The organism is Shewanella sp. 11B5 (genome assembly GCF_002836795.1).
Taxonomy (GTDB): domain Bacteria; phylum Pseudomonadota; class Gammaproteobacteria; order Enterobacterales; family Shewanellaceae; genus Shewanella; species Shewanella frigidimarina.
The window spans coordinates 1-5,216 of the sequence record NZ_PJAP01000402.1 but is presented as its reverse complement, the minus strand read 5'-3'; the positions used below and the strand labels follow the sequence as shown (position 1 = coordinate 5,216).

General features: G+C 37.7%; 3 protein-coding genes. All 3 read right to left on the bottom strand.

The genetic code is table 11. The features are described 5' to 3' along the window. Positions 1-65 precede the first annotated feature (65 nt). Positions 66-1,034: a Wzz/FepE/Etk N-terminal domain-containing protein gene (locus CXF78_RS09375; RefSeq protein ID WP_102036616.1), complete on the bottom strand. Its 969-nt coding sequence runs from the start codon at positions 1,032-1,034 to the stop codon at positions 66-68. Positions 1,035-1,108: 74 nt separating this feature from the next. Continuing rightward, entirely contained in the window at positions 1,109-3,856 is a 2,748-nt protein-coding gene (locus CXF78_RS09370; RefSeq protein WP_102036615.1) for an SLBB domain-containing protein, read from the bottom strand. A 506-nt stretch (positions 3,857-4,362) separates the two neighbouring features. Continuing rightward, on the bottom strand, positions 4,363-4,875 hold the full coding sequence (rfaH, locus tag CXF78_RS09365; protein ID WP_102036614.1) for a transcription/translation regulatory transformer protein RfaH: 513 nt from the start codon (positions 4,873-4,875) through the stop codon (positions 4,363-4,365). Positions 4,876-5,216: the final 341 nt, after the last annotated feature.

Sequence of the window (5,216 nt, the reverse complement as noted above, 5' to 3'; positions counted from 1 at the left end):
TAAATCTGTTTGTTATTAACATAAATTTGGATACTTCAATTTAATAAGGGCTATGTCACTAATATTTATTTTTTGAAAAAATAACGAATAATGCTGATGAACAACCCTAGAAAAATACCTGAAAACAAACCCAATAATACAATTAACCCTCTTTTAGGTTTAGCCTTTTCTTGGGTTACTTGCGCAGGGTCAATCGTTTTAAAAACATATTCATTACGAACTTCAGCAAACATAATGGTTTTTGCTTGTTCTTCAACTAATTTATATAAAATTGAACGAATATCAGCAACATTGGTCTGTTCGATTTGCTTTTTGAGGAAAGCAATGCTGCGCTCAGCTTCGTTAACATCACGATTTTTCATGTCTGCGTTTATGTCAGCAATTAACCATGTTACCCATTTTTGTGCAACGATTGGCGAAACATGCTCGATTGATAATGATGTCATTCCAGTGTCTTTGGATGTTGAAACTATCATCTTGGCAACAAATTCTTTGTATGCTTCTTGTAATGACGGTTTAGCTGTAAATGGCTCAGAGACATCACGAGTCCATGTGTTACTAGCAACATCGTAATCATCTGAATCATAGTTCAACTCTTTACTATTATAGTCCCATGATTTAGCTGCCATGACATCGGCTAGAATATTGTGCTTTTCAATAAAGTTTTGAATGAAAACACGTGAGGTTAGCACCTCTATAGCCAGTTTACTCTTATCACTACTTCCAGTATTACCTAGATTGATACCTGCCATGCTAGCTAAACCACCAAATTGACCAGCCAAAGCAGCTAAACCACCACTGCCTTGCTCTGCTTCTGCTGGTGCCAATAATGCGTCAGAACGATAAATATTTGGCTGATACAGCGCAAAGATAACTGCTAACACAGACAGTAATAACGTTGTGATGGCAATTAACCATTTGTCTTTCCATAATGATTTTACTAGCAAGCGAAAGTCAATTGTATGATTTTCTGTCGCTGGAAACGCTTGCTGTTCTGGTTTATAAACATCGTCATATATGTTTAGTTTGTTCATATTATTATCTTTATCTTTTTATTCATTTGAGAGATTCAGTATAAGGCTATTCTTACTTACTAGACTGAACGAGATTACAGACCTGAAATCGCTGCAAATGCGACAGCGGTATTATAAATAATCTGTGTTACTTGGGTCCAAAGGGTTAAATTATCTTTATACTCAGTGTCTAGAGGTATGATAACCGTGTCGCCAGCCGAAATTTGAGAGTCGGAACTAAACCAGATGCTCTTAGTTGGCATCATCACTGAACCATTTGCTTTTATAACATAAATTCGGTCTTCGTCTCCGCGCTCTCGGGAGCCACCAGACATTTGTAAATAATCTTCTAAGGTTAAGCCTTCTTTAAATCTATGCGTTGAAGGATGCTGAACTTCCCCCATTACCGCAACAGTTTGCTTGGTCGTTGGAACATACAATACGTCACTGTCTTCAAGTTGAAGGTCGGCTTCTGGAATACCTAATTTAATTGCATTTAAATCAACAACTAAACGACCTACCGCTTTTATGTTTTCCAAATCTGTTAACATTAACTGGGCTTCGGAATAATTAATGGTCGAACCGTCTTTTGAAACACCACGAGTGGCAAGATCTCGGCGTAACTGATCGGCTAACTTCTTGATTTCGAGTTGTTCTTGCATGCGAACTGACTCGCGAACAAATACTGATGCTGAAGGATATGCAAACTCAGTAAACCCGCCGGCTCTAGCAATCACATCAGATAACCTTTCGCCACGCCTGATGTTATAAGTACCTGGAAATTTAACTTCACCTTTGATTTCAATAATTTTTCTTTCTTGCCACTCTGGAGTTGTCAGAATAGTGACCATATCACGACCTTTTAGCTCGAGATTATCATCTTGACTGCCATTAATTGCTGCATGAAGGTTAATGGTTTTATGGATAATATCCGATATTATTGACGTAGTATGTGTGCGTGTTAGTTCTGCTCGCTCAGTGTAGGCACCTTCTAACAACCCTCCAGCTGCTTTAAGCAAGTCTGTCACCGTAGCATTATTCGTTAAAGGATAAACTCCTGGATGGCGAATTTTACCTGCTATAGCAACAATTCTTATACCTTGTTGTGCGTTACCCTGAAGAGTCAGTTTGGTTACGATAGGATATAATAACTCTTTTCGCGACATCACATTACTGAGCTTGATTAAGTCACGATCTTCAAAAAGATTTGATAACATTTTGGCTACTTCGCTACTGACTAGCGACTGTTCTTCAGATTCTTTTTCACTTAAGACAACGCCTGCAATCTCGTTGGTATATTTTTTTGCTACTGAATTGTCTAATGTTTCGAACCCTACTTTGAAAAGATCTGCATCCAGTAATGAATCACCTTTCAATGCTTCAACTTTATTCACTCGTTTTTTTACTAATGAGTTTAATTCAAAGCGATTTTGAGTATCGTCATTAAAGTTAAATATCATCACTTTATCACGAGGCTGTAAAGCCAGGTTTTGTACAGAATGAGGAGAAGTAATGGCTTCACCAGGGGCAAACTGTAACGTTTCTATGTCGCCGTGCTTATTTATTTCTCGAATAATTAAGCCATAATCTAAATCGGCAGATATAAGTAAATCTCCCCAAATTGATGGCATTAGATCACTAATACGTTGTTGCTTCCATTGATATTTACCAGGGCGAACCACTGCACCAACTACCGTAATTGCATCTTCATATTGATTGGAAGCATTTTTAACTCGAATGTAATCGCCAGCTTTAGCTAAAGTGCTGTTACCTTTAGCAGAGGTTAAATCGACATTAATAATGGTTTTTAATCCATTACTATTATAACGCTCAATACTACTATTTTTCGGATACGCACCTTGTTTGATACCTGCAGCCATGTTGATGACGTCTGCAATAGTTTCATTCTTTTTTAGCTCATAAATAGCAGGACGTTGTACTTCACCAGCAACACTGACTAAACCACCGATTGATGGGATAAATACCACATCACCAGAACGTAGATTAATATCTCCAGAGGCATCACCACGAAGCAATAAATCATATAAATCAAATGAACCAATTAGCTTACCACTACGTTTAACTTGCACGTTTCTTAAGCTACCGATTTCATTAACCCCACCAGCGACAAATAACGCCTGAGTGATGGTTGATAAACTTGAAACGGTGTACGAGCCAGGTTTGTAAGCATCACCAGCAATAAAAATCCGAATTGATCGTAATTCACCCATGGTGATGTTAGATTCGATTCCAATCATTTGTTGCTTTATACGCTTAGACAATTCTTGACGTAAATCAGAAAAACTTAACCCGGCAACGGATACAGGGCCCAAATCTGGGATTTGCACTGTACCATCTCGATTAATGGTTAAACTATATTCGTTACTTTCTTTGCCATATAACTGAACTTTAATAACATCTCCAGGACCGACCATATAGTCGCTTGGAACAGGAACATCAGTTACGGGAGCAAAAGTAGTCGGTTCACCCTCAAACATTTCGTAACCGAAACGTTTGAGGGCGTCTTTATCACTGTCTTCTTTAAAATCAAATTCACTCTTTTTCTTTTTTACTGTGTATTGATCTTTGTCTTCTTTATTGTCTTTATCTTCACGTGGTTCAACTACGTTAGGATTAGTAACGTTAACAGAATTATTAGAGCTACCTGAAATCATTGATGGATCGATACCATACTGACGAGCTATTCGTTCCTGTTCTGCTTTAGGTAATTGTTTGAACTGTTCAAGCATTTGCGGTGTTGGTGTAACAGCATTTGCTTGTGTTGTTAAAATAATAAGGGCTGATAAGCCAGCTATTAACACGTTTTTGGTTTTATGTAACACCGGGTATCTCCAATATTATTTTTGTAATTAAAAGGTTTCTAGGAACTCGCAGGCTCACCAGAGGACGGACTTCGTCCTACTAGTGTTGCTGCGCTACTAGGTTCTAGGAACTCGCAAGCTCGCCAGAAAACGGACTTCGTCCTGCTAGGACAGCTTTGCTGTTAAGATTTTATAGCATCTAGCAGCGAAGCGCTCTCGCATCTAGATTTTTGATTATCGATTTTAAGACACGCTACCGCCCATGGATTACGGCTTCCAACATGCCCTTCGCTGTGCGAAATTTATCTTTATCGCCGATATAAACTAAATAATCGGCGCGAAATTATACCTAAACTATAACTTTAATGTTGTACGTAAATTGTTTTTTACTTACCTGCAAATAACAAAGTATATAAAATCATTCATATTGGTTCTTTTTACCGAAAAATTGATTAAAAAAAAACCAAAGCTAAATATGTGAATAGACAATATCCTACAAGCCCAAGGGCGGAAGTCTTAACATACTACTATTTTTCTGTTTTGCTACCAGAAACAGGCTTTAGATTCGTCAACTCGACTAAAATCCGTTTTTGTTGTCCCATGATGTTAAATAACACATGGCAACGCTTATCAGGATTATTCTCGTCGAATATTGCTTCAAGGTCTTTAAACGGTCCGTCGACAAATTTGACTTTATCGCCTTTTCCTAAAGGTTTTACCTCTTCTGGTACATAACCTTGAACACGCCTTTTAAGCGCTGAAATAATTCTGTCGTCAATGGGAGTCATATCTTCTCGGCAGCCAACAATACGATTAGCACCACGTGTATTGTGGATTTTGCTTACACTGGTGACGAGAGGATCAAAATAGATAAACAGGTAACTAGGGAAAAGTGGTGCCGTAACCATTTGTGGTTTGTTGCGGACCATTTTTTGTTGGGTGATCATAGGTAAATAACTTTCGACTTCTTGCAAAGCTAAATTTTGCTGAGCACGTACTTCATGACGTGGTTTGCAATACAGTAAATACCAAGATTTCATTAATGCTCGCTTGTTTAAATTTGCTCATCAGTTTGAGCAAGTGACATCCCATTCACGGCTTGGGATATTAACAAAATTACTTAGCTTTTTGAATGAGTTTTTAGGCCTTAGTGCCTATAAATACAGCGTTTAAGTCATCGTCTGGTTTTATATTAAGCAATAATGCCATCATTTATTATCTAAATTCAGAAGTAACTAATTGATTTATCTTTCGACGTTTATTTTCCACCTATAACGTACAGCACCCTGTTAATCTTTTTTTATGTGTCGTAAAAAGATCTTAGTAATGCCAATCTGCTTACGTTAGCGGTTACAAAAAGGCAAAATCACTGTCTCAACAT